1 protein-coding gene is annotated in these 1,331 nt (G+C 67.2%); it reads left to right on the forward strand.

The features are described from left to right. Positions 1–253: 253 nt before the first annotated feature. Positions 254–1,331, forward strand: a 1,078-nt coding sequence (locus tag CQY20_RS33770; protein ID WP_097945741.1) for a serine/threonine-protein kinase, incomplete at its 3' end; no start/stop codon positions are given.

Genomic DNA, 1,331 nt, shown 5'->3' on the forward strand with positions numbered 1-1,331 from the left:
CCGAATGGATACCCCCACCCCACCTCGACACCGGCCAAACCCGCGTCAACAACTACCACCATCCAGAGCGCTACCTCACCCACAACCGCGGCCACGACGACGACAGCAACGACAAAGACACCGACGACGACCCACCCTGATAACGATGCGGGGCGTTCATACGACAATCGGAGTAGATCCATGGAGCAGTGCAACCGCTGCCAACAGCAGGCGGTGGGTTTGTGCTGCAGTGAAGGTGGCTACCGGTATGGGCATGACCGGCCACGATCTACTCGGGGGCCGATACGAACTCCGCGGCGTATTGGGCTACGGAGGAATGGCAGAGGTCCGCGACGGCTGGGACACACGGCTGAACCGCGCGGTCGCGGTCAAGCTGCTGCATCCCGCATTGCGCGGCCAACCCGACATCCGGCGTCGTTTCGCGGACGAGGCCCGATCGGCGGCTGCGCTGACCCATCCCAACATCGTCGCGGTGCACGATTTCGGTGAGCACGGCGGCACACCGTTCATCGTCATGGAGCGCCTGCCGGGGCAGTCGCTCGCCGATCTGATCGCCCTCGGCCCGATGCCTCCCGAGCACGTGCGCTCGATGCTGATCGACGTGCTTCGCGCCCTCGAAGCCGCACACGCGGCCGGTGTGCTGCATCGCGACATCAAGCCCGGAAATGTCTTGATCTCGGCTATCGGCGACAGCATGAAGGTCGCCGACTTCGGCATCGCGAAGACCGGCGGCGCATCGCACACCATGACAGGGCGGGTCCTCGGCACGATGTCGTACCTGACCCCGGAGCGGGTCGCTGGGGCGCCCGCATCGGCGGCCGACGATCTCTACGCCGCAGGCGTCATGGGCTATGAAGCACTGCTCGGCAGACGCGCCTTCCCGCAAGACAATCCGATAGCACTGGCGCGGGCCATCATGGACGATCCGCCCCCGCCACTTGCCAGCCTGCGCCCCGACGTCGAACCCACCCTCGTCGCCGTCATCGACCGCGCCATGGCGCGCGTCCCGCACCAACGCTTCGGCAGCGCCGCCGAGATGCGCGCCGCACTCACCGGCGAACTGATCCCGCCCGTCGCCGTTGCGCCGCTGCCTTCATCGCCCCGCCCCGCGACACGGGTACTCGACGAACCCCTGCCTCCTTCAATGCATCACATGGCAGCGCCACATTACGTCGCAGCGCCGCCACCACGTCATCGATTGTCCGGCCGCACCCGCAAAGTGCTCGCCGGTACCGCGGTCCTCGGCGCATTCGCCATCGCCGCGGCTGCGCTCGCGGCCGATCCCTTCTCCTCGGCGCCGACGCAGACCGTCAACACGAGTTCCACGATGC

Origin of the sequence: Mycolicibacterium agri, from assembly GCF_002553505.1 — a bacterium.
Taxonomy (GTDB): Bacteria; Actinomycetota; Actinomycetes; order Mycobacteriales; family Mycobacteriaceae; genus Mycobacterium; species Mycobacterium agri.